General features: G+C 72.9%; 21 protein-coding genes. 2 read left to right on the forward strand and 19 right to left on the reverse strand.

Annotated elements, in window-relative coordinates:
• The first annotated feature begins 52 nt into the window (after positions 1 to 52).
• A complete protein-coding gene (locus AC0QR5_RS03355) occupies positions 53 to 949 on the forward strand; it encodes an alpha/beta fold hydrolase (protein WP_329861387.1) in 897 nt (298 codons plus the stop codon).
• Here the strand turns inward: AC0QR5_RS03355 and AC0QR5_RS03360 are convergent.
• The 13 genes from AC0QR5_RS03360 to pyrR all read right to left on the reverse strand — a co-directional run bounded on the left by AC0QR5_RS03360 (position 915) and on the right by pyrR (position 15681).
• Positions 915 to 2954, reverse strand: coding sequence for a primosomal protein N' (locus AC0QR5_RS03360; RefSeq protein ID WP_329861386.1), 2040 nt, complete (start codon positions 2952 to 2954; stop codon positions 915 to 917). The genes AC0QR5_RS03355 and AC0QR5_RS03360 overlap by 35 nt on opposite strands.
• 10 nt (positions 2955 to 2964) lie before the next feature.
• Positions 2965 to 4170: a methionine adenosyltransferase gene (metK, locus tag AC0QR5_RS03365; RefSeq protein ID WP_329861385.1), complete on the reverse strand. Its 1206-nt coding sequence runs from the start codon at positions 4168 to 4170 to the stop codon at positions 2965 to 2967.
• 9 nt (positions 4171 to 4179) lie between these two features.
• Positions 4180 to 5451 (reverse strand): bifunctional phosphopantothenoylcysteine decarboxylase/phosphopantothenate--cysteine ligase CoaBC, encoded by a 1272-nt coding sequence (coaBC, locus tag AC0QR5_RS03370; RefSeq protein WP_329861384.1) that lies wholly within the window; start codon positions 5449 to 5451, stop codon positions 4180 to 4182.
• A gap of 10 nt (positions 5452 to 5461) precedes the next feature.
• Entirely contained in the window at positions 5462 to 5731 is a 270-nt protein-coding gene (gene rpoZ / locus AC0QR5_RS03375; RefSeq protein WP_329861383.1) for a DNA-directed RNA polymerase subunit omega, read from the reverse strand.
• Between the two features lie 45 nt (positions 5732 to 5776).
• Positions 5777 to 6355, reverse strand: a complete 579-nt coding sequence (gmk, locus tag AC0QR5_RS03380) for a guanylate kinase (RefSeq protein ID WP_329861382.1) — start codon at positions 6353 to 6355, stop codon at positions 5777 to 5779.
• Between the two features lie 42 nt (positions 6356 to 6397).
• Positions 6398 to 6733 carry an integration host factor, actinobacterial type gene (gene mihF, locus AC0QR5_RS03385; RefSeq protein ID WP_329861381.1) on the reverse strand — a complete coding sequence of 112 codons (336 nt, stop codon included), beginning with the start codon at positions 6731 to 6733 and terminating at the stop codon, positions 6398 to 6400.
• Positions 6734 to 6838: 105 nt separating this feature from the next.
• The gene (pyrF, locus tag AC0QR5_RS03390) at positions 6839 to 7714 is read right to left on the reverse strand and encodes an orotidine-5'-phosphate decarboxylase (protein WP_329861380.1); all 876 of its coding nucleotides are present in this window, start codon (positions 7712 to 7714) and stop codon (positions 6839 to 6841) included.
• Complete coding sequence (carB, locus tag AC0QR5_RS03395) at positions 7707 to 11003, reverse strand: carbamoyl-phosphate synthase large subunit (protein WP_329861379.1); 3297 nt, start codon at positions 11001 to 11003, stop codon at positions 7707 to 7709. Before carB ends, pyrF begins: the two co-directional genes overlap by 8 nt.
• Positions 11003 to 12187 carry a glutamine-hydrolyzing carbamoyl-phosphate synthase small subunit gene (gene carA, locus AC0QR5_RS03400; RefSeq protein ID WP_329861378.1) on the reverse strand — a complete coding sequence of 395 codons (1185 nt, stop codon included), beginning with the start codon at positions 12185 to 12187 and terminating at the stop codon, positions 11003 to 11005. The genes carB and carA overlap by 1 nt, the downstream gene beginning before the upstream one ends.
• Positions 12184 to 12708: a PH-like domain-containing protein gene (locus AC0QR5_RS03405; RefSeq protein ID WP_329861376.1), complete on the reverse strand. Its 525-nt coding sequence runs from the start codon at positions 12706 to 12708 to the stop codon at positions 12184 to 12186. Before AC0QR5_RS03405 ends, carA begins: the two co-directional genes overlap by 4 nt.
• Positions 12705 to 14051: a dihydroorotase gene (locus AC0QR5_RS03410; RefSeq protein ID WP_329861375.1), complete on the reverse strand. Its 1347-nt coding sequence runs from the start codon at positions 14049 to 14051 to the stop codon at positions 12705 to 12707. The genes AC0QR5_RS03405 and AC0QR5_RS03410 overlap by 4 nt, the downstream gene beginning before the upstream one ends.
• A gap of 23 nt (positions 14052 to 14074) precedes the next feature.
• On the reverse strand, positions 14075 to 15043 hold the full coding sequence (locus AC0QR5_RS03415) for an aspartate carbamoyltransferase catalytic subunit (protein WP_329861374.1): 969 nt from the start codon (positions 15041 to 15043) through the stop codon (positions 14075 to 14077).
• Complete coding sequence (pyrR, locus tag AC0QR5_RS03420) at positions 15040 to 15681, reverse strand: bifunctional pyr operon transcriptional regulator/uracil phosphoribosyltransferase PyrR (RefSeq protein WP_329861373.1); 642 nt, start codon at positions 15679 to 15681, stop codon at positions 15040 to 15042. Before pyrR ends, AC0QR5_RS03415 begins: the two co-directional genes overlap by 4 nt.
• A gap of 117 nt (positions 15682 to 15798) precedes the next feature.
• Between pyrR and AC0QR5_RS03425 the strand changes: the two genes are divergently transcribed.
• Positions 15799 to 16986, forward strand: coding sequence for a PrsW family intramembrane metalloprotease (locus AC0QR5_RS03425; protein ID WP_329861372.1), 1188 nt, complete (start codon positions 15799 to 15801; stop codon positions 16984 to 16986).
• A 104-nt stretch (positions 16987 to 17090) separates the two neighbouring features.
• Here AC0QR5_RS03425 and nusB read toward each other — a convergent pair whose 3' ends face one another.
• The 6 genes from nusB to aroC all read right to left on the reverse strand — a co-directional run bounded on the left by nusB (position 17091) and on the right by aroC (position 21482).
• A complete protein-coding gene (gene nusB, locus AC0QR5_RS03430) occupies positions 17091 to 17501 on the reverse strand; it encodes a transcription antitermination factor NusB (protein WP_329861371.1) in 411 nt (136 codons plus the stop codon).
• Entirely contained in the window at positions 17498 to 18061 is a 564-nt protein-coding gene (gene efp, locus AC0QR5_RS03435) for an elongation factor P (RefSeq protein WP_329861370.1), read from the reverse strand. Before efp ends, nusB begins: the two co-directional genes overlap by 4 nt.
• A gap of 102 nt (positions 18062 to 18163) precedes the next feature.
• A complete protein-coding gene (locus AC0QR5_RS03440; RefSeq protein WP_329861369.1) occupies positions 18164 to 18655 on the reverse strand; it encodes a tetratricopeptide repeat protein in 492 nt (163 codons plus the stop codon).
• Positions 18656 to 18658: 3 nt separating this feature from the next.
• Entirely contained in the window at positions 18659 to 19747 is a 1089-nt protein-coding gene (gene aroB / locus AC0QR5_RS03445; RefSeq protein WP_329861368.1) for a 3-dehydroquinate synthase, read from the reverse strand.
• A complete protein-coding gene (locus AC0QR5_RS03450) occupies positions 19744 to 20253 on the reverse strand; it encodes a shikimate kinase (protein ID WP_329861367.1) in 510 nt (169 codons plus the stop codon). The genes aroB and AC0QR5_RS03450 overlap by 4 nt, the downstream gene beginning before the upstream one ends.
• A gap of 29 nt (positions 20254 to 20282) precedes the next feature.
• Entirely contained in the window at positions 20283 to 21482 is a 1200-nt protein-coding gene (gene aroC, locus AC0QR5_RS03455) for a chorismate synthase (RefSeq protein WP_329861366.1), read from the reverse strand.
• Position 21483 lies beyond the last annotated feature (1 nt).

Raw genomic sequence — 21483 nt, forward strand, 5'->3', positions numbered from 1 at the left:
GAGCGGCGGGCACGGCACCCGGAGCAGGCGCCGCCGCCGATACAGTGGAGCCATGGATTCCCCGCGCACGGCCCTGACCACGAGCCACGACGTCCTGGGCGCCCGGGTCAAGTGCTGGACCTACCCGGCGGCCGGGCCCTCCCGCGGGACGATCCTCGCGGTCCACGGCTTCCGCGGCGACCACCACGGCCTGCAGCGGATCGTGGACGCGCTGCCCGGGTACACGATCGTCGTCCCGGACCTGCCCGGCTTCGGCGCCTCCTCCCCCCTCGTCGGGACGGCCCACGACGTCGCGGGCTACGCGCGCGCCGTCGACGCCCTGCGCGTCGAGCTCGGCGTCCCCGGGGACGCGGTGCTGCTGGGCCACTCCTTCGGCTCGCTCGTCGCCTCCGCCCTCCTCGCGACGCACCCGGGGGCGTTCTCCCGGCTTGTCCTGCTCAACCCGATCTGCGAACCGGCGCTCGAGGGCGGCAACGCCCTGATGTCCCGCGGAGCCTCGCTCTTCTACGCCGCCGGCGCCGTACTGCCCGCCGGGCCGGGCGACGCCCTGCTGCGCTCGCGCGCCGTCACCGACCTGATGAGCCGCGCGATGACGAAGTCCTCCGATCCCGGCGTCCGCGCCTACGTCAAGGACCAGCACCGCCGCTACTTCGGCCGGTTCAGCGACCGGGCGACGCTGCGCGAGGCCTTCGAGGCCTCCATCTCCGGCACGGTGGGGCAGTATGCCGCGGCGATCGGCGTCCCCGTCCTGCTCGTGGCCGGCGCGCTCGACGAGCTCGGCTCCGTCGCGGGGCAGGAGGCGCTCGCCGCGCGCTTCCCGGAGGCGCGCCTGACGGTCCTGCCCGGCGTCGGCCACCTGGTCCACTACGAGACGGCCGCCGCGGCCGCCGCCGCCGTGGACGGCTTCCTCGCCGCTACAGCGCCTCTTCCGGGTCGACCCGGACGGTGACGACGGGGGCGCGCTGGGCCGAGGCCACCGCGCGCCGCTCCCTCAGGGCCGCCGTGACCGCGGCCCCGTCGGCGTAGGAGAAGAACACGATCCACTGGTGCCGGCCCTCGTCCTGCAGCACCGGTCCCGCCGTGCGGGCGCCGGCCGGCAACGCGAGCCCGTCGATGAACGCGTCGGCCGCGGCCGCGGGGCCGGTGACGACGGCGGAGCGCACCGCCGGGGGCAGGCCGAGCCCGCGGCGCTCCTCGAGCTCGCGGGCGGCGAATCCCGCGGGATCCCAGCGCACGAGCGCCCGCAACGGATCCGACTCCCCCGCGCTCGCGACGACGACTGTTCCCCCGTCCGTTCCCGCGCGGGCGAGCGAGGCAGCCGCGAGCCACCGCTGCAGCACGTCCTCGGGAGTGCGCAGCCCGTCCCGGGAGAGCATCCGGTCGCCGTCCAGCAGCAGCACCGCGGCGTAGCCGTCCGCGCAGACGGGTTCGACGCCTGGGGTCGAGACGACGAGCGCGGGCCGGCCGTCCACCTCCGCGCGCGGCTTCGCCCCCGTGGAGGAGACCACCGGCACGCGGGGGAACGCCCGGCCGAGCTCCTCGGCCGTCCGATCGGCGCCGACGCTGCCCGCACGCAGCCGCGGCGAGCCGCACTCGGCGCACCGCCAGTCCAGGGCCTGCCGGCCGCACCACCGGCAGCCCGGGGCGGCTCCGGAGCCGGCCATGGCGAGGGGGCCGGAGCAGTGGCCGCAGCGCGCGGCGGTTCGGCAGTGCTGGCAGCGCAGGGTGGGAACGAATCCCGTGCGGGCGACCTGGACGAGGACGGGGCCCCGCTCGAGCGCCGCGGCCGCCGCCTTCCACGCCGCCTGCGGCAGCCGGGCCGCATGGAGCAGGGGGTCGCGTTCCTGCTCGTAGCTGTCCGAGCTCGCGACGACGCGGGGCGCGGCGCGGCGCAGCGCCGGGCGCGGGAGGGAGATGTCGCCGGCCCAGCCCGTGAGCACAAGCCGCTGGGCCTCCGCGCTGCGCCCGTGGGAGGCGATGAGCAGCGCGCATCCACTTTGCCCGGCCCGCAGCAGGAGCGTCTCGCGGGCATGGTGATAGGGGGCGCGCGGCTCGGCGTGGCTCGCGTCGTGGTCCTCCCACAAGACCACGAGGCCGAGGTCCGGCAGGGGCGCGAAGGCCGCCGAGCGGGTGCCGACGACGACGCGGACCTGGCCCCGCGCCGCGCGCAGGAAGGAGCGGTAGCGCGGCGTGGCGCCGTCGTCCGCGGTCAGCCTCACGTGCACGTCCGGGCCCACGAGGTCCGTGAGGACCGGGTCCAGCCGGGCGAGGTCCCGGGCATCGGGGACGACGACGACGGCGGTGCGCCCGGAGGCGAGGCACGCGGCAACGGCGGTGGCCAGCAACAGGGGCCAGCCGCCCGTGTTGGGCGCGACGGTCGCGACCGCACGGGGCGAGCCGCCCGAGGCGAGGGCGGAGAGGAAGGCGGCCCCGCCGTCGTACGCGTCCCAGGGGCCCGGCCCGGACCCGTCCCGGGCGGTCCCGTCCGGCGCGTCGCCTTCCGCGGTGGTCCGTTCCGGCGGGGCCGGCGCGGTGTCCTCCTTCTCGACGCGGGCCATGCGGGGCGGCACGGCGCTGCGGACGACGTCGGACACGCTTCCCGCGTAGCGCGCGGCCACCGCCTCGCACAGCGCGAGCACGCCCGGCTCCAGGACGCGTTCCGGGGACACGACGCGTCCGAGCGGCTGCAGCTTCACGCCCGCGTCGGACTCCGCGCGCCGCTCGACGATGAAGCCGGGCAGCTCCTGGCCGCCGAAGCGGGCCTTGATCCGCACGCCCGGCTGCGCCTCGTCGGCCAGCTCGGCCGGGACCAGGTAGTCGAAGTAGCGGTCCAGATGCGGGACCTGGGTCTCCAGCAGGACGCGCGCGACGGGAAGCTCCCGGGCCGCGGCGGGGCGGGCGATCGGCCGCGTCGTGTCGAAGCCCGTCAGCAGCGAGGGCTGGCTGGCATCCACGGCGTTGCGGCTAGGCGTTGAACCAGGAGCGCAGGGCCTCGACGCGGTCGGTCTGCTCCCACGTGAAGTCCGCGTCCTCGCGGCCGAAGTGGCCGTGCGCGGCCGTGCGCTGGTAGACCGGCCGCTTGAGGTCCAGGTCCTCGATGATGCCCAGCGGCCGCAGGTCGAAGACCTCGTTGACGGCCTCGGCGATGCGGGCCGGGTCGACGGTCTCGGTGCCGAACGTCTCGACGTACAGCCCCACGGGCCGCGCGACGCCGATCGCGTAGGCGACCTGGATCTCGACGCGGCGGGCGAGCCCGGCGGCGACGACGTTCTTGGCGATCCAGCGCATGGCGTAGGCCGCCGAGCGGTCCACCTTCGAGGGGTCCTTGCCGGAGAACGCGCCTCCCCCGTGGCGGGCGAAGCCGCCGTAGGTGTCCACGATGATCTTCCGCCCCGTCAGGCCGGCATCGCCCACGGGGCCGCCGATGATGAAGGGCCCCGACGGGTTCAGGATGACGCGGGTGTTGGAGGTGTCCAGACCGGCGTCCGCGAGGACGGGGTTGACGACGAGGTCGCGCAGCTCCTCGCGCAGCTGCGGCAGCAGGAGCTCGCTCGCGTGCTGGGAGGAAACCACGACGGTCTCGACCGAGACCGGCGTGTCGCCGTCGTAGCCGATCGTGACCTGCGTCTTGCCGTCCGGGCGCAGGAGCGGCTGGGAGCCGTTCTTGCGGACCTCCGTGAGCCTTTCGGAGAGCCGGTGGGCCAGGAAGATCGGGGTGGGCATGAGCACGTCGGTCTCATCCGAGGCGTAGCCGAACATGATGCCCTGGTCCCCGGCGCCCTGCAGGTCGCGGGGGTCCTTCTGCAGGCCCTCGCGCGCCTCGAAGGAGTTGAACACGCCGTCGGCGATCTCCTGCGACTGCTGCCCGATCGAGACGGAGACGCCGCAGCGGGCGCCGTCGAAGCCGTTCGCGGAGGAGTCGTAGCCGATGTCGAGGATGGTCTGCCGCACGAGCTGCGGGATCTCGACGTAGCCGTTGGTCGTGACTTCGCCGGCGACGTGGACGAGGCCCGTGGTGGTCAGGGTCTCGACGGCGACCCGGGAATCCGGGTCCTGGGCGAGCATCGCGTCGAGGATCGCGTCGCTGATCTGGTCGCAGATCTTGTCCGGGTGGCCCTCGGTGACCGACTCGGAGCTGAACAGGCGCAGGGCGGGGTTAGCAGAAGTCACCCGACCACTCTACCGGTTCAGCCGCTCCGCGATGACGGCGACGAGCCCCTCCCCGACCTGGTCCTTCGTGCCCTCCAGTCGCCGCGGCGCGGATCCGTCCGCGGCCAGCACGGTCACGGTGTTGACGTCCTGGCCGAAGGCCAGCTCCTCGCCGACCTCGTTGACCGCGAGCAGCTCGCAGCCCTTGCGGAGCAGCTTGGCCCGGGCGTGGTCCAGGACGGAGCCCTCGGCGTCGCCCGTCTCCGCGGCAAAGCCCACGATCAGCCCCGGGAGCCCGGAGGCGCCGGCCGCCCGGTCCGCGACGAGCCCCGCGAGGATGTCCGGGTTGCGCACGAGCTCGATGACGGGGGCCCCGCCGTCGTCCTTCTTCTTGATCTTGGCCGCGGCGTACTCGGCCGGCCGGAAGTCCGCGACGGCGGCCGTCATGACGAGGACGTCCGCCCCCTCACAGGCCGCGCGGACCGCTTCCCGCAGCTCGACCGCCGTGCGTCCGTGGCTGAGTTCGACGCCCTCGGGCACGGGGGCCTCCAGATGGGCGGCGACGAGCCGCACGGCCGCCCCAGCCGCGAGCGCGGCACGGGCGACGGCGATCCCCTGCTTGCCGCTCGAGCGGTTGCCGAGATAGCGGACGGGATCGAGCGGCTCGCGGGTGCCGCCGGCGCTGACGACGACGGTGCGGCCCTCCAGGGGACGGGCGCCGGTCGCGTCGGGGGCCGGCCCGCCGGGTGCCGGGGTGGTCCCGGGCCCATTGAGGAGCGCCTGGACGGAGTCGAAGAGCTCTTGCGGTTCGGGCAGCCGGCCGGGCCCGGAGTCCCGGCCCGTCAGCCGGCCGGAGGCGGGCTCGATGACCGTGACGCCGCGGGCGCGCAGCGTGGCGACATTGGCCCGGGTGGCGGGGTGCTCCCACATCTCCGTGTGCATGGCCGGGGCCATGACCACCGGGGCGCGGGAGGCGAGGAGGGTGTTGGCCAGGAGGGAATCGGCGATCCCCGCCGCGGCCTTGGCCAGCAGGTCGGCGGTGGCGGGGGCGACGACGACGAGGTCGGCCTCCTGCCCGAGCCGGACGTGGTTGACCGTGTCGACGGCGTCGAAGACGTCCTCGGTCACCGGGCGGCCGGAGAGCGCCTCCCACGTCGGCCGGCCGACGAAGCGCAGCGCGTTCGCGGTCGGGACGACGTCGACGTGGTGGCCGGCCTCCTTAAGCAGCCGCAGCAGCGACGCGGCCTTGTAGGCGGCGATCCCGCCGGACACTCCAAGGACGATCCGCTGCTGCACGGCCACGGTCCCGCTGCTACTCGGCGGGCTCTTCGGCGGCCACCGGGGTGACCTTCAGGAGGCCGTCGTTGATCTCGCGCAGCGCGATCGACAGCGGCTTCTCGTTGAGCTTGGTATCCACGAGCGGGCCCACGTACTCGAAGAGCCCCTCGTGCAGCTGCGAGTAGTAGGCGTTGATCTGGCGCGCGCGCTTGGCCGAGTTGATGACCAGTGCGTACTTGGAGTCGGTGGTGGTCAGCAGCTCGTCGATCGGCGGATTGATGATGCCCTCAAGGTTCGTGGACACGAAGCCTCCAAATTCTGTGTGTTGTGCGTCGGTGCCGGCAGCCGGCTACCGCGTGTGCGGGGCCAGGCCCATGTGGGAAACCAGCTCGTCGGCCGCACGCCGGACGTCGTCGTTCACGATCGTGACATCGAATTCCGGTTCGGCGGCAAGTTCCAGTTTAGCGGTATCCAGGCGCCGCTGTTGTTCCTCGGGTGTTTCCGTGCCGCGGCCGATGAGCCGGCGGACCAGCTCGTCCCAGCTCGGGGGCGCCAGGAAGACGAACTTCGCCTCCGGAAGCGACGCCTTGACCTGCCGCGCGCCCTGCAGGTCGATCTCCAACAGGACGTGCCGCCCGGCGGCCACGGCCTCCTCGACCTTGGAGCGGATCGTGCCGTAGCTGTTGCGCCCGTGGACGACAGCCCACTCGAGCATCTGGCCCTCGTCGACGAGCCGGGAGAATTCGTCGGGGCCGACGAAGAAGTAGTGGGTTCCGTCGCGCTCCCCCGGTCGTGGATCGCGCGTCGTCGCCGAGACGGACAGCCAGACCTCGGGATAGTTGTCCCGGATGTAGGTCGAGACCGTCCCCTTGCCGACGGCGGTCGGTCCTGCGAGCACGGTCACGCTGGGCGTTGCAGATGCGGTCATGGTGTCCTTTGTTCGTTTCCGGCCGGACGCTCCGGGACCGGCTCAGCCCTTCTCGCTGCCCCGTGGCGCCGCGAAGTGCCTCCGCAGGGCGTCCTGCTGCTTGCGGCCCAGGCCGCGCAGACGCCGGTTCGGGGAGATGCCGAGGCGCTCCATGAGCGCCGCGGCACGGATCCGGCCGACGCCCGGGACGGCCTCCAGCAGGTCGGCGACCCGGAGCCGCCCGACGGCCTCCTCGGCGGCGCCCAGCCCGAGCACCTCCTCGATGCCCAGGCGCCCGGCGCCGAACGCCGACTTGACCTCGGCCCGGCGGGTCCTCGACGCGAGGGCCTTGGCCCGGGCCCGGGCGCGGTCCTCGTCCGACAGTGACTTCAGTACCATAGCGTGCGCCCCCTGTTGACGTGGAATCCCCAACGATCCAGAACATACGGCTGACCTCGAACTTAGCGAACCGCCGGGGTTGGCGCAATGGGCGGCGCGCCCCGTTCAGCCCAGTTCGTCCCGCGTGCGCAGCGCCCGTTCCAGGAGGGCGCCCGCGTCCGGGCCGGCCGCGAGCACGCCGCGGCTGCTCGTGGCCAGGAGCTGGCCGAAGCAGTCCGCGAACGCCGCCTTGAGGTCGGCCCCCGTCGCGCCCTGGGCGCCGAGCCCGGGGGCGAGGAGCGGGGCGGAGGAGGCCGCGAGGTCGATGCCGAGCCCGGCGGCCGCGGTGGCCGTCGTCGCGCCGACGACGAGGCCGGTCGAGCCGAACGGCACCGCCCCGGCGTTCTCGGCCGCCGCCGCCTCGACGATGCGCTTGGCCACGGAGTCCGCTCCCCCGGCGTGCTGGACCTGCGCGCCCTCGGGATTGGACGTGAGCCCCAGGACGAACACGCCGCGACCGCTCGCCCGGGCGAGGTCCAGCGCGGGGCGCAGCGACTCGAAGCCGAGGTACGGGCTCAGCGTCACGGCGTCGGCCGCAAGCCGGGAGCCGTCCCGCAGCCAGGCATCCGCGTAGGCGGCCATCGTGGATCCGATGTCCCCGCGCTTCGCGTCGGCGATGCTCAGGAGCCCGGCCTCGCGGCACGCCGCGAGGGTCTCCTCGAGGACCGCCATCCCCGCCGAACCGTGCCGCTCGTAGAGGGCGACTTGCGGCTTCACGGCCGGCAGTCGCCCGGCCAGCGCCTCGACCGTGCCGAGCGAGAAGGCCCGCAGGCCGTCGACGTCGTCGCCGAGTCCCCACGCGGACAAGAGCGACGGGTGGGGGTCGATGCCGACGCAGAGCCGGCCGTGGCGGGCGATCGCGGCGGCGAGGCGCGCGCCGAAGGAGGCCCCGGCGTCGTACTGCCCCGCGGCCGTCCCCACTGCGGCGTCCGCGTCAGACACCGGCCGAGGCCTTCAGCCGGGCGGCGTGTTCCTGCAGGCTCGCGACGTTCCACTCGAACTGCCGCATGGCCTCGATCGCCTGGATCGCGGCGCCGAACTCGGCGACCGTGGTGATCACCGGGGTGCCGACCGAGGTCGCCGCCGCGCGGATCTCGTAGCCGTCGCCGCGGGCATCGCCGCCCGAGGGCGTGTTCAGGATCATGTCGATCCGGCCCTCCGTGATCAGGTCCACGATGTTGTCCTCGCCCGCGGCGCTGCCCTCGCGCACCTTGCGGACCACCGTCGCGGGGATCCCGTTGCGGCGCAGGACCTCCGCGGTGCCTCCCGTCGAAACGATCTCGAAGCCGAGGTCGGCGAGGTGCTTGACCGGGAGCACGATCGAGCGCTTGTCCCGGTTGGCCACCGAGACGAACACCCGGCCCGACGTCGGCAGCGGGTTGCTCGCGGCCGCCTGGCTCTTGGCGAACGCCGTGTCGAAGTGCTTGTCGATGCCCATGACCTCGCCCGTGGAGCGCATCTCCGGGCCGAGCAGCGAATCCACGACGCGGCCCTCCGGCGTCCGGAAGCGCGCGAAAGGCAGGACGGCCTCCTTGACCGAGACCGGGGCGTCGGCCGACAGCAGGGAGCCGTCGCCCGTCGCCGGCAGGAGCCCGCCCGGCGCGCGCATCTGCGCGATCGTCGTGCCCGTGCCGATGAGCGCGGCGGCCTTGGCGAGCTGGACGCCCGTGGCCTTGGAGACGAACGGGACGGTGCGCGAGGCGCGCGGGTTGGCCTCGATGACGTAGAGGACGTCGGAGGCGAGCGCGAACTGGATGTTGATCAGGCCGCGGACGCCGACGCCGGCGGCGATCGCGCCGGTTGCGACGCGGACGCGCTCGACGACGTCCGCGCCGAGCGTGATCGGGGGCAGCACGCAGGCCGAGTCGCCGGAGTGGATGCCGGCCTCCTCGATGTGCTCCATGATCCCGCCGATGTAGAGCTGGGTGCCGTCGTAGAGGGCGTCGACGTCGATCTCGATCGCGTCCTCGAGGAAGCGGTCCACGAGCACCGGGTGGTCCTCGGTGATCTCGGTGGCGTTGGCGATGTAGCGGGAGAGGTTCGCCTCGTCGTAGACGATCTCCATGCCGCGCCCGCCCAGGACGTAGGACGGCCGGACCAGGACCGGGTAGCCGATCTCGTCCGCGATCCGCTTGGCCTCCTCGAAGGACACGGCCGTGCCGTTCTTCGGCGAGGTCAGCCCGGCGCCGTCGAGCACGCGGGAGAACGCCCCGCGGTGCTCGGCCAGGTCGATCGCCTCCGGAGAGGTGCCGAGGATCGGCACGCCCGCGTCGGCGAGGGCCTGGGCGAGCTTGAGCGGGGTCTGGCCGCCGAGCTGGACGAACACGCCGAGGACGCCGCCCGTCGCCTCTTCGGCGGCGATGACCTCGAGGACGTCCTCGAGGGTCAGCGGCTCGAAGTACAGGCGCGTGGAGACGTCGTAGTCCGTCGAGACGGTCTCGGGGTTGCAGTTGACCATGACCGTCTCGTAGCCGGCGTCGCGCAGCGCCATCGTGGCGTGGACGCACGAGTAGTCGAACTCGATGCCCTGGCCGATCCGGTTCGGCCCCGAGCCCAGGATGATGACCGACGGCTTCTCGTGGCGGCCCACCTCGGTCTCCTCGTCGTAGGAGGAGTAGTGGTACGGGGTGAAGGCCTCGAACTCGGCGGCGCACGTGTCGACGGTCTTGTAGACGGGGCGGATGCCGAGCGCGTGGCGGACGCCGCGCACGACGGCCTCCGGGGTGTGCGTGATCTGCCCGATCTGCGCGTCGGAGAAGCCGTGGCGCTTGGCGAGGCGCAGGACGTCCTCCGTGAGCGCGCCCGCGTCGCGGACGGTCGCGGCGGTCTCGTTGATCAGCGCGAGCTGGTCGAGGAACCAGGGGTCGATCCCCGTGGCCTCGTAGAGCTCCTCCAGGCCCGCGCCGCCGAGCAGCGCCTGCTGGACCTGGGCCAGGCGGTCGGTGGTCGGCCGCCGGGCCGCCTCCACGAGGCCCGGGACGTCGGCCGCGTCGGGGATGTCGAAGCGCAGTTCCGAGCCCTTCTGCTCGAGCGAGCGCAGGGCCTTTTGCAGGGCCTCCGTGAAGTTGCGGCCGATCGCCATGGCCTCGCCGACCGACTTCATGGTGGTCGTCAGGGTCGGGTCGGCCGCGGGGAACTTCTCGAACGCGAAACGCGGCACCTTGACGACGACGTAGTCCAGGGTCGGTTCGAAGCTCGCCGGGGTCTTCAGGGTGATGTCGTTCGGGATCTCGTCCAGGGTGTAGCCGAGGGCCAGCTTGGTGGCGATCTTCGCGATCGCGAAGCCCGTGGCCTTCGAGGCGAGCGCGGAGGACCGGGAGACGCGGGGGTTCATCTCGATGACGACGACGCGGCCGGTGTCCGGCTCGATCGCGAACTGGATGTTGCAGCCGCCCGTGTCGACGCCGACCTCGCGGATGACGGCGATCGAGATGTCGCGCAGCCTCTGGTACTCGCGATCGGTCAGGGTCATCGCCGGGGCCACGGTGATCGAGTCGCCCGTGTGCACGCCGACGGGGTCGAAGTTCTCGATGGAGCAGACGACCACGACGTTGTCGTTCTTGTCGCGCATCATCTCCAGCTCGTACTCCTTCCAGCCGAGGATGGACTCCTCCAGGAGCACCTCGGAGGTCGGCGAGTACTGCAGGCCGGCGCCGGCGATGCGGCGCAGGTCCACGGCGTCATACGCGAGGCCGGAGCCGAGGCCGCCCATCGTGAAGGAGGGCCGGACGACGACGGGATAGCCGAGCTCCTCGACCGCGGCGAAGGCCTCGTCCATGGTGTGCACGATCACGGAGCGCGCCGATTCGGCACCGCAGCGCTCGACGACGCCCTTGAACTTCTCCCGGTCCTCGCCGAGCTCGATCGCGGCGATGTTCGCGCCGATGAGCTCCACGCCGTACTTCTCGAGCACGCCGTTCTTGTCCAGGGCGATCGCCGTGTTCAGGGCCGTCTGCCCGCCGAGCGTCGGCAGGACGGCGTCCGGGCGCTCCTTGGCGATGATCTTCTCGACCACCTCGGGGGTGATGGGCTCGATGTAGGTCGCGTCGGCGAACTCCGGGTCGGTCATGATGGTGGCCGGGTTGGAGTTCACGAGGATGACGCGCACGCCCTCCTCCTTGAGCACGCGGAGGGCCTGGGTGCCGGAGTAGTCGAACTCGGCGGCCTGGCCGATGACGATCGGCCCGGAGCCGATGACCAGGACGGAGCTGAGGTCGGAGCGCTTGGGCATTACTTGTCTTCCTTGCTGTCGGCCGGGCCCTGGGCGGCGGCCATCACGTCGATGAAGCGGTCAAAGAGGTAGGCGGAATCGTGCGGACCCGCCGCCGCCTCCGGGTGGTACTGGACGGAGAAGGCCGGCAGGTCCAGGCAGCGCAGGCCCTCGACGACGTCGTCGTTCAGGCTCACGTGGCTGACCTCGACGCGGCCGAAGCGCGCCTCGGGGGCCGTGGAGACGCCGTCGCGCGGGGCGTCGACGGCGAAGCCGTGGTTCTGGCTCGTGATCTCGACCTTGCCGGTCGTGCGGTCCAAGACGGGCTGGTTGATGCCGCGGTGGCCGTAGCGCAGCTTGTAGGTGCCGAAGCCGAGCGCGCGGCCCAGGATCTGGTTGCCGAAGCAGATGCCGAAGAACGGGATCCGCTCATCGAGCACGCGGCGCAGGAGGCCGACCTGGGCGTCGGCCGTGGCCGGATCGCCGGGGCCGTTGGAGAGGAACACGCCGTCCGGGGCCGTGGCCGTGACGTCCTCGAACGTCGAGGACGCGGGCAGGACGTGGACGCGGACGCCGCGCTCGGCGAAGCGCTGCGGGGTCATGGCCTTGATGCCGAGGTCGAGGGCGGTGATCGTGAACCGGGGCTCCCCCTCCCAGCCGTGGTCGGCGGGCTCGACCGTGTAGGCGGAGTCGATGCTGACCTCCTCGGCGAGCCGGGCCCCCTTCATGGGCGCCTGGCCGGCGACCTGGGCCAGCAGCTCGGCCTCGGAGCGGTCCGCGGCGTCGCCGGAGAAGATCCCGGCCTTCATGGCCCCGCGCTCGCGCAGGTGGCGTGTGATGGCCCGCGTGTCGACGCCCTGGATGCCGACGACGCCCTGCTCGGCGAGCTCGTCGTCGAGGGAGCGCTCGGAGCGCCAGTTCGACGGTCGACGGGCGGCGTCGCGGACGATGTAGCCGGCGACCCAGATCCGGCGGGATTCGGCGTCCTCGCGGTTCACGCCCGTGTTGCCGATGTGCGGGGCGGTCTGCACCACGAGCTGGCGGGCGTAGGACGGATCGGTGATGGTCTCCTGGTAGCCCGTCATGCCGGTCGCGAAGACGGCCTCGCCCAGGGCGGTGCCCGTGGCGCCGTATCCGCGGCCGCGGAAGACGCGGCCGTCCTCCAGCACCAGGACGGCGGGTTCGGTCAGGGGGTGTGCGCTCACTTCGTGTCCTTCTTTTCTGCGGGGCCGGCTGCTGTGCCGGAGATCAGTGATTCGACGGCGGCCACGAGCGGCGCGGCCGCGTCGGGGCGCCGCGGGCGGAAGCCCGTGTCGACGTCGTGCCCGCCGAGGCGCCACGCGACGACGACGAGTCCGTCCTTCTCGACGAACTTGCCGGCCATGCCCGACTCGCGGCGGACGGAGTCGAGGTCGGCGGCGGGGATGAAGACGTCGGGGGCGCCCGTCCGGGCGTAGAGGACGCCCTCGAGATGGATCGACAGTGCGCCGTTGGCCTTGAAGCCCAGCTGGTGCACGGCGATGCGGTCCAGCCAGTCTCCGGCCGTCGTGGTGCTCACGTACTGCCCCTCGGCCGCGGCCAGGGGGGCGGAGAGCTGCCACGGCGGCGCGGCGGGGGCGGCAACGTCCTGCTGACGGCGGATGCGGTGGCGCCACCCGGCCCAGATCAGCCCCGCGAGCACAAGGCAGACCGCGAGGGTCGTGACGATGGCGGGGAGGTACTTCACGCGGCGTCCCCCGCCGGGCGTGGCGTGTCCAGCACGCCGTCGAGGACGGTCGGCCAGCCGTGGAAGAACGTCGCGCGGACGGAGCCCGGCAGTTCCATGCCGGCGAACGGCGAGTTCCGTCCCATGGTGGCCATCGTGGAGGGGTCGACCGTCCAGCGGGCGGCGGGATCCACGAGGACCAGGTGCGCCGGCTCGCCCGCGGCGATCGGACGGCCCTGGCCGGCGACGCGGCCGATCCGGGCCGGCGTGGCCGAGGTGATCCGGGCGAAGTCCTCCCAGCCGATGAGGCCCGTCTCGATCATCGTGTGCTGGACGACGGACAGCGCGGTCTCCAGGCCGGTCATGCCCATGGCGGCCTGCGCCCACTCGCACTCCTTGGCCTCGGAGGGGTGCGGGGCGTGGTCCGTGCCGATGATGTCGATCGTGCCGTCGGCGAGGGCCTCGCGCAGGGCCATGACGTCCGCCTCGCGCCGCAGCGGCGGGTTGACCTTGTAGACCGGGTCGTAGCTGCGCACGAGCTCGTCGGTGAGCAGCAGGTGGTGGGGCGTGACCTCGGCGGTGACGTCGATGCCGCGGGACTTCGCCCAGCGGATGATCTCCACGGAGCCCGCCGTGGAGACGTGGCAGACGTGCAGCCGCGAGCCGACGTGGTCGGCCAGGAGGACGTCGCGGGCGATGATGCTCTCCTCGGCGACGGCGGGCCAGCCGGCCAGCCCGAGGACCGCCGAGACATCGCCCTCGTTCATCTGGGCGCCCTCGGTGAGCCGCGGCTCCTGCGCATGCTGGGCGATCACGCCGTCGAACGCCTTCACGTACTCGAGCGCGCGGCGCATCAGCACGGGGTCGTGGACGCAGATGCCGTCGTCGGAGAAGACGCGGACGCCGGCCCGGGAGTCGGCCATGGCGCCGAGCTCGGCGAGGCGCTCGCCCTGCAGCCCCACGGTGACGGCTCCGACGGGGCGGACGTCGACCCAGCCGCTGCGGCGGCCGAGGCTCCAGACCTGTTCGACGACGCCGGCGGTGTCCGCGACGGGATGGGAGTTGGCCATCGCGTGGACGGCCGTGAAGCCGCCGAGGGCCGCGGCGCGCGTGCCGGTCTCGACGGTCTCGGCGTCCTCGCGGCCGGGCTCGCGCAAGTGGGTGTGCAGGTCCACGAGGCCGGGCAGGGCGACGAGCCCCGCGGCTTCCACGACGGCGGCCCCGGCGGCGCGGGGGTCGGCGGCGGCCGCGGGGCCGGTGGCGGCGATCACGCCGTCGACGAGCAGCAGGTCGCTCGGGGCGCCGCCGTAGGGGGCCGCGCCGCGGACCAGGTGGACGGGGGCGGACGTGGTGTCGGTGTTCACGGGCTTCTCCATGGTGGTGTGGCTTATCCGCGCTTCTCGCCGGAGAGCAGCAGGTACAGCACGGCCATGCGGACGGCGACGCCGTTGCTGACCTGCTGCAGGACGGTCGAACGGGCAGAGTCCGCGGCTGCGGAGGAGATCTCCAGGCCGCGGTTCATCGGGCCCGGATGCAGGATGACGGTATCGGCGTGGCCGCGCTCGTCGAGCCCGGCGACGCGGACGTCGTCCAGACCCCAGCGGCGGGAGTACTCACGGGTGCTCGGGAAGAACGACGCGTTCATCCGCTCGCCCTGCACGCGCAGCATCATGACGGCGTCCGGTCCGGCGGCCAGGGCCGCGTCGAGGTCGTAGCTGATGGTGCAGGGCCAGGCTTCCGCGCCGACGGGCAGCAGCGTGGGCGGCGCCACGAGCACGACCTCGGCGCCGAGCGTGCGCAGGAGCCAGAGGTTGGACCGGGCCACGCGCGAGTGGAGGACGTCGCCGACGATCACGACCCTCATGCCGCGCAGGTCCCCGCCGAGCGAGGGCCCCCCGGTGACGCGGGCCCAGTGCCGGCGCAGCGTGAACGCGTCGAGCAGGGCCTGCGTGGGGTGCTCGTGCGTCCCGTCGCCCGCGTTCACGACGGACGCGGAGATCCAGTCGGTCGCCGCGAGCCGGGCCGGCGCGCCGGAGGCCCAGTGGCGGATGACGACGGCGTCCGCGCCGATCGCCTCGAGCGTCTGGACGGTGTCCTTGAGCGATTCCCCCTTGGAGACGGAGGAGCCCTTGGCGGCGAAGTTGATGACGTCGGCCGAGAGGCGCTTGGCCGCGGCCTCGAAGGAGATGCGCGTGCGCGTGGAGTCCTCGAAGAACAGGTTCACGACCGTGCGTCCGCGCAGGGCCGGGAGCTTCTTGATCTCCCGGGTGCCGACGGCGGCCATTTCCTCGGCGATGTCGAGGATCCGCACGGCGTCCTCGCGGGCCAGGTCGAGCGTGGACAGCAGGTGCTTCATGCGCCGGCCTCGATCACGACGTCGTTGACGGGCACGCCGTCGAGGGCGTCGACCTCTCCGACGCGGACCCGGACCTTCTCGCTCGTCGCCGTGGGCAGGTTCTTGCCCACGTGGTCGGCCCGGATGGGCAGTTCGCGGTGGCCGCGGTCCACGAGGACGGCGAGACGCACGATGCGGGGCCGGCCGATGTCCGCCAGGGCGTCGAGGGCGGCGCGGATGGTGCGTCCCGAGTACAGGACGTCGTCGACGAGCACGACGGTCTTGCCGTCGATGCCGCCGGGCGGCAGGAGCGTCGGCGCGGGCGTGCGGGACGTGCCGTGGCGGAGGTCGTCGCGGTACATCGTGATGTCGAGCTGGCCCACGATCGGGGCGGGGTCGAGACCGTCCACGGTCGTCGCGATGCGGGCGGCGAGGCGCTGGGCGAGGGGGAAGCCGCGGCGCGGGATGCCGAGCAGCAGGAGGTCCTGGGTGCCCTTGTTGGCTTCGATGATCTCGTGGGCGATCCGGGTGAGCACCCGTTCGATGTCGGCCCCGGACAGGACGGTCCGGGCTGCTGGGGACACGGGGGAATCCCCGGTACCGGTGGTGTGGCTCGGCGCAGTGGCGTCGCGACGCGGCGTGGCGTCTTCTGAATCCATGATGCCGCCTCCTTTCCCGCCTCACGGGACGGAACTTAAAGGGTGACTGACGCGTCCAAGCTACCACAGTGCACCCCGCCACAGGGCTTGCGTGACGGTGGCCCTAGGCTGGTGGACATGAGCTTTCCGCCACATCCCGCCGGCCCGGGGGGCGCGCCCGTCGAGCCGGCCCGGCAGCCCGCCGCTTCCGTCTGGTCCGGTCCCCCGCGGCACCGTGTGCCGACCGGGACGGGGACGGTCCTGGCCGTCGTCGCCTGCACCGTCGTCCTCGTCGCCGTCGCGCTCGCCCTCGCCTCCAGCCTGGGGTCCTCCTCCTTTGCCGCCGTCGGACTCGCGGCGCTCGTCCCCCTTGGGATCTGCCTCACCGGCCTGTGGTGGGTGGACCGCTGGGACCCCGAGCCCAAGTCCTTCGCGGCGCTCGCGCTGCTGTGGGGCGCCGGCGCGTCCGTCGTCGTCACCCTCGCCCTGAACCTTCCCGCGTCCTGGCTCCTCTCCGCCGCCGCGCCCGGGCTCGACGCCGAGCTCGCCTCGGCCGTGGTCCTGGCCCCCGTCACCGAGGAGCTCGCCAAGGGCCTCGGCCTGCTGCTCGTGTTCTGGCTGGCCAGGTCCCACTTCGACGGCCCCGTCGACGGGATCGTCTACGGGGGGCTCGTCGGGGCCGGTTTCGCCTTCACGGAAAACATCCTCTACTTCTCGGGGGCGCGGGCCGAGGGCGGGGCGGAGCTCGCCGCAGTGTTCGTCCTGCGGGGCCTCATGTCGCCCTTCGCGCACGTGCTGTTCACGGCCTGGACCGGGTTCGCGCTCGGGATGGCGGCCTCGCGCGGGCGGCGCCGCGCCTGGCCCGCCTACTTCCTGCTGGGTCTCGCCCCGGCCACGGCGGGACACTTCCTCTGGAACGGCGGCCTGGCCCTGTTCTTCGAGGACTTCTTCAGCTTCTACTTCCTCCTCCAGGTCCCCCTGTTCCTGGCCTCGATCGCCGCCGTGTGGATGCTGCGCCGCAGCGAACGCCGGCTCACCGAGGAACGCCTCGGCGACTACGCCCGCGCCGGCTGGTTCACCGAGCAGGAGGTCGCCATGTTCGCGACGGGTCCGGGCCGCCGCGCGGCCGCCGCCTGGGCGCGCGGGCGCGGAGCGCACCGGCAGATGCGCGCGTTCACGACGACGGCGCTACGGCTGGCCGCCGTCCGGCACCGGATCCTGCGCGGACACCACCCGGAGCGGGACCGGGCCGAGGAGCACCGCCTGCTGGAGGCCTCCCTGAGCCAGCGCGGCGAGCTGCTGGGACTGCTCGCGGCCGGGCGCTGATCACGCCCGGGCGCGCCGGGCCGCACGCCCCGGGACGGCGACGGCCCGCCGTCGTCCCCTGGACGGGGAGGACGGCGGGCCGTGGGATGGACGCGGGAGCCGGCTCAGGCCAGCAGCGTGGGCTTCAGCTGCTGGATGCGGCCCAGCAGGCCGTTGATGAACTCGGGCGACTCGTCCGTGGAGAGCATCTTCGCCAGCGCGACGGCCTCCGAGACGGCGACGGCGTCCGGGACGTCGTCGTTGAAGAGCAGCTCCCAGGCCCCGACGCGCAGGATCGTCCGGTCGACGGACGGCATGCGGTCCAGGGTCCAGCCGCGCGCGTACGTCCCGAGGATCTCGTCGATCCGGTCGAGCTGGCCCATGACGCCCTCGATGAGCGTGACCGTGTACTCGTTGATGACGATGTCCGTGGACTCCCGGCGCAGGCGCATCGCCGCGAGCGGGGAGACGTCGCGCTGCTCCGCCTCGAAGAGGATGTCCAGAGCCCGGCGGCGGGCCTTGGCGCGGGCGCTCACTCCGAGACTCGGCCCAGGTAGTCGCCGGTGCGGGTGTCGACCTTGACCTTGATGTTCTGCTCGACGAAGAGCGGAACCTGGATCTCGTACCCGGTCTCCAGCGTGGCCGGCTTCGTGCCCGCGGAGGAGCGGTCGCCCTGCAGGCCCGGCTCCGTGTAGGTGATCTCGAGGACCACGGACGGCGGGAGCTCGATGTAGAGCGGGGAGCCCTCGTGCATCGCGATGGTCGCGGTCTGGGTCTCCAGCATGAAGTTCGCGGCGTCGCCGACGACGGAGGCGGGGACCGTGATCTGGTCGTAGTCCGTGTTGTCCATGAACACGTAGTCCTCGCCGTCCTGGTACAGGTACTGGTAGTCGCGGCGGTCGACGGTGGCGGTCTCGATCTTGAGTCCGGCGTTGAAGGTCTTGTCCACGAGCTTGCCGGAGAGGATGTTACGCAGCTTGGTGCGCACGAACGCGCCGCCCTTGCCCGGCTTGACGTGCTGGAACTCGACGACGTTCCACAGCTGGCCCTCCAGCTTCAGGACCGTTCCGTTCTTGATGTCGTTCGTGGTGGCCACGGCTACTCTTCCCTGTTGGCGCCCGCCCCGTGCCGGACCTGCCGGAACCGGGGCCGTCCGCTGCCCGCGGAGGGCTCGATTGTCAAAAAACCATGGATCAGTCTACCGCACGGCGGCCAGGCGTCCCTCGGCCGCCTCGAGGGAACGGCAGGCGAGCTCGACGCGGCGCGGCAGGGCCCCTGCGGCCGTGTGCAGCTCGAGCGCGGCGCGGAAGCGCGCGACGGCGGCCTTGAAGTCGCCCGTCGTGTAGTAGAGGATCCCCAGGTACTGGTTCAGCATGGCCTCGTGGGACGTCCCGGCGAACTCCTCGAGCAGGCTGCGCAGACGGCGGATGGAGCGCTCGTGGTGCCCCGTGGCCCGGACGAGATCGGCATCCAGCATCCGCATCCGGATGTTCTGCGGCTCCTTGAGGCGCGTCTCGGCGACGAGCTCGGCGGCCGCATGGTGCTCGCCGCGGACGATCAGGACGACGACGGCGTCGCAGGGGTCGTCGCCCGCGAGAAGGCCGTCGGCGAGCTCCTCGTCCACGATGACGGGCAGGAGGGTCCCGGGGTCCCGCTTGATGCCGGGCATCCCGGTCTCGATCCAGTCCACGGCCTACTCCGCGATGTCCTGGTAGGCGGCGAAGAGGAGCGAGGTGTCCGGGACGTCGAGGATCCCCGGGCGGGCCAGATCGTCGAGGACCACGAAGCGCAGGAGGTCCCCGCGTGCCTTCTTGTCCCGCCGCATGCCGTCCAGCAGGGCCGACCATCGGTCCCGGCGGTAGCTCGTGGGCAGCCCCAGCGCGTTCAGGACCGAGGTGTGCCGGTCGGCGACGGCCTCGGAGAGCCGGCCGACGGAGCGCGAGAGCTCGGCGGCGAAGACCATGCCGATCGACACGGCGGCTCCGTGGCGCATCGAATAGCGCTCGGCGAGCTCGATCGCGTGTCCGAGCGTGTGGCCGTAGTTGAGGATCTCCCGGCGGCCCTTTTCCGTGAGGTCCTCGGAGACGACGTCGGCCTTGACGCGGATGGACCGCTCGATGATCTCCCGCAACACGGGGCCCTCGGGATCCACGGCGGCCTCGGGCGAGGCCTCGATGAGGTCCAGGATGGCGGGATCGGCGATGAAGCCGCACTTCACGGACTCGGCCAGGCCCGTGACGAGCTCGTTGCGCGGGAGCGTGCGCAGGGCGTCGAGGTCGGCCAGGACCGCGGCGGGCGGGTGGAAGGAGCCGACGAGGTTCTTGCCCTCCGCCGTGTTGATGCCCGTCTTGCCGCCGACGGACGCGTCGACCATGCCGAGCAGGCTCGTCGGCAGGTGGATGACCTTGACGCCGCGCAGCCACGTGGCCGCGACGAATCCCGCCAGGTCCGTGACGGCCCCTCCGCCGACGGCGATGACGGCGTCGGAGCGCGTGAAGTCGTTCTGGCCGAGGACCTGCCAGCAGAAGGCCGCGACCTGGATGTGCTTGCCCTCCTCGGCGTCGGGGATCTCGGCGGTGATCCCCTGGTAGCCGGCCGCGTCGAGGTCCGCCTTGACCGCGTCGCCCGTGCTGCGCAGCGCACGCGGGTGGATCACGAGGACCTTGCGGACGCGTTCGCCGAGCAGGCCCGGGAGCCGGCCCAGCAGGCCTCGGCCCACGACGACGTCGTAGCAGGCGGACGGCGTGCTGCCGGTCACGGGGATGATGGTCTCGGTGCTCATGCGGTGGTGCCTCCAGGAGTGGACGTGCGGCGCCGGTAGGCGTCGGCGATCTGCGCGGCGATCTGCGCGGGGGTGCCCTCGCGGGCGTCGACGACGAGGGTGGCGCATTCGGCGTAGAACGGCCGGCGGACCTCGTAGATCTCGAGCCAGCGCTGCACGGGGTCCCCGGCGAGCAGCGGGCGGGTGGACGGATTGCTGATGCGCGGCAGGACCGTCTCGGCGTCGGAGGACAGGTAGACCGTGAACCGCCCCTTGAGCAGCTCCCGGTTCCCGGGCGAGAGGACGGCGCCGCCGCCCGTGGCCACGACGCCCCCGCCCCTGTCCGTGCGCTCCGCCGCCTCGAGGAGCGCCTCCGACTCGTAGTCGCGGAAGCCCGGTTCCCCGTGCGCCGCGAAGATCTCCGGGATGGGGCCGTGGGCGTCGACGACGAGCGCGTCGGTGTCCAGGAACCGCGTGCGCAGGCGCCGCGCCAGTTCGCGCCCGACGGCCGTCTTGCCGCTGGCCATGGCGCCGATCAGAAAGATCCCGCCCGGCATCAGGAGCGAACCGTCCCCAATGCCTCGGGAATGGCGTCGGTGAAGGACCGGATGTTGCGGGCGGTCTCGGCCACCGAGTCTCCGCCGAACTTCTCGAGCACGGCCTGGGCCAGGACGAGCGCGACCATGGCCTCCGCGACGACGCCGGCGGCCGGGACGGCGCAGACGTCCGAGCGCTGGTGGTGCGCCGTCGCGTCCTCGCCGCTGGAGACGTCGATGGTCTTCAGGGCGCGCGGGACCGTGGCGATGGGCTTCATGGCCGCGCGCACGCGCAGCACCTCGCCGATGCTCATGCCGCCCTCGATGCCTCCGGCGCGGTTGCTCGAGCGCTGGATCACGCCGTCCTCGTCGCGGACGATCTCGTCGTGCGCGGCGGAACCCCGGCGTGCCGCGGTGAGGAAGCCGTCGCCGACCTCCACGCCCTTGATGGCCTGGATGCCCATGAGGGCGGCGGCCAGGCGCGCATCGAGGCGGCGGTCCCAGTGGACGTAGGAGCCGAGGCCCGGTGGCAGGCCGTAGGCGAGGACCTCGACGACGCCGCCGAGGGTCTCGCCGTCCTTGTGGGCGCCGTCGACCTCGACGACCATGGCGTCGGAGGTCTCGCGGTCCAGGCAGCGCAGGGGGTCGTTGTCGAGCGCGACGACGTCGCTCGGGACGGGCACGGGGGTGCCCTCGGGCACCGCGACGCTGCCGACGGCCACGGTGTGGCTCACGAGCTCGATGCCGAGCTCGCCGAGGAAGCGGGCCGCGGCGGTGCCCAGGGCGACGCGCGCGGCGGTCTCGCGGGCGCTGGCCCGCTCGAGGACGGGGCGGGCCTCGTCGAAGCCGTACTTCTGCATGCCGGTGAAGTCGGCGTGGCCGGGCCGCGGCCGCGTGAGGGGCGCGTTGCGGGCGAGGTTCTCGAGGATCTCCGGATCGACGGGATCGGCCGCCATGACCTGCTCCCACTTGGGCCACTCGGTGTTGCCGACCTCGATGGCCACGGGACCGCCCTGGGTCAGCCCGTGGCGGACGCCGCCGACGAACCGGACCTGGTCCTGCTCGAACTTCATGCGGGCGCCGCGGCCGTAGCCGAGCCGCCGGCGGGCCAGGGCCGCCTGCACGTCCGAGGTGGTGAGCGGGATGCCAGCCGGCAGCCCCTCGAGGATTCCTACCAGGGCGGGGCCATGGGACTCGCCCGCCGTCAACCAACGCAACATG

Source organism: Arthrobacter sp. J156 (assembly GCF_056172865.1).

Coding starts and splice junctions, on each gene's coding strand:
- mihF (WP_329861381.1), bottom strand. CDS start 6,733: ATGGTACTGAAGTCACTGTCGGACGAGGACCGCGCCCGGGCCCGGGCC.
- pyrR (WP_329861373.1), bottom strand. CDS start 15,681: ATGGATTCAGAAGACGCCACGCCGCGTCGCGACGCCACTGCGCCGAGC.
- aroB (WP_329861368.1), bottom strand. CDS start 19,747: ATGAGCACCGAGACCATCATCCCCGTGACCGGCAGCACGCCGTCCGCC.
- gmk (WP_329861382.1), bottom strand. CDS start 6,355: ATGACCGCATCTGCAACGCCCAGCGTGACCGTGCTCGCAGGACCGACC.
- AC0QR5_RS03415 (WP_329861374.1), bottom strand. CDS start 15,043: ATGAAGCACCTGCTGTCCACGCTCGACCTGGCCCGCGAGGACGCCGTG.
- AC0QR5_RS03355 (WP_329861387.1), top strand. CDS start 53: ATGGATTCCCCGCGCACGGCCCTGACCACGAGCCACGACGTCCTGGGC.
- carB (WP_329861379.1), bottom strand. CDS start 11,003: ATGCCCAAGCGCTCCGACCTCAGCTCCGTCCTGGTCATCGGCTCCGGG.
- AC0QR5_RS03450 (WP_329861367.1), bottom strand. CDS start 20,253: ATGGCCAGCGGCAAGACGGCCGTCGGGCGCGAACTGGCGCGGCGCCTG.
- AC0QR5_RS03425 (WP_329861372.1), top strand. CDS start 15,799: ATGAGCTTTCCGCCACATCCCGCCGGCCCGGGGGGCGCGCCCGTCGAG.
- aroC (WP_329861366.1), bottom strand. CDS start 21,482: ATGTTGCGTTGGTTGACGGCGGGCGAGTCCCATGGCCCCGCCCTGGTA.